The following is a 1,060-nucleotide window of genomic DNA, read 5'->3' as shown; positions in this document are numbered from 1 at the left end:
CCGCGCCGCTGCCCGCCGCGCCGCCGGCCGCCGCGCCGCTGCCCGCCGCGCCGCTGCCCGCCATCGAGAACGCCACTTTTGCTGGGTCTGAAAGCGGCCAGGCAGCAGAAGTGGCGTTCTCGGCGCAGCTCGGCGGTGAGATCGGCCCGATCCGGCTGCCGGAGGAGGCGGCGGGGTTGCTGTCGTTGAATGCGCGAGCGTTTGCGGGGCATCCTGAGCAGGGTCGCATGACGCTGGCCGACCTCGAAACGACGATGTCAGAGCCGTGGTTCGACCCCGACGACCTCCTGGTGCTGCGCGACGGATCCACCATCATCGGATTCTGCTGGCTGAAAGTGGATGCCCCGGCCGACGAAGCCCTCGAGGGCGAGTTCTACGTGGTCGGCGTCGACCCGGATCGGCAGGGTGAGCGGCTTGGGCGCCGGCTCGTGAACGCTGGGATGGCGAGGTTGTGGAGCCGTGGCATCCACATCGCGCACCTGTATGTGGAAGGGGACAATGCCCCGGCGCTGCGCCTCTATCGCGGCTTCGGCTTCACGAATCGTTCCGTCGACGTGCAATACCGCTGGGCCGCCGAAGCCTGAGCCGGGCCGTAGCTACCGTCAACTACACGTTCGCGCGATGATATGCAAGCAGTCAGCAGGCCGACCTGCGTTTGAGCAACGTATGGCAGAGTGCCATACGTTGCTCGGAGGCAAGCCCCGACCCAGCCCCGAGCCCGGGCTGCCTGGGTTCACGAGTCGTCCACATTAACGAGTCGTTCACGCCTGGGTGGCAGTATGAACGCATGGACAGCACCAACAGCCTCACCGATGCCGCAGACGCGACAGACTCGCTCGACGAGTACGACCTCGAAGAGTCATCGAGTGTGGATGACGGCACCCTCGAGCCCGACCGCTTCCTCGACCGGGAGCTCAGTTGGCTGGCCTTCAACCAGCGGGTGCTGGAGCTTGCCGAAGACTCAGCCCTGCCACTGCTGGAACGCGCGAACTTCCTGGCCATCTTCGCCAGCAATCTTGACGAGTTCTTCATGGTGCGCGTCGCCGGCCTCAAACGCCGC

General features: G+C 66.1%; 1 protein-coding gene and 1 pseudogene. Both read left to right on the top strand.

Features of this window, described 5'->3' with window-relative positions; translation table 11 throughout:
• The coding region (locus tag RMN95_RS11685; protein WP_309617084.1) for a GNAT family N-acetyltransferase at window positions 1-584 on the top strand (584 nt) is incomplete at its 5' end.
• Window positions 585-787: 203 nt separating this feature from the next.
• A pseudogene (locus RMN95_RS11680) lies at window positions 788-1,060 on the top strand (RNA degradosome polyphosphate kinase); the annotation flags it as partial.

This window comes from Salinibacterium sp. (assembly GCF_031364185.1).
Taxonomy (GTDB): domain Bacteria; phylum Actinomycetota; class Actinomycetes; order Actinomycetales; family Microbacteriaceae; genus Rhodoglobus.
The sequence above is the reverse complement of the archived record's forward strand: the minus strand, read 5'-3'. Positions and strand labels throughout refer to the sequence as shown.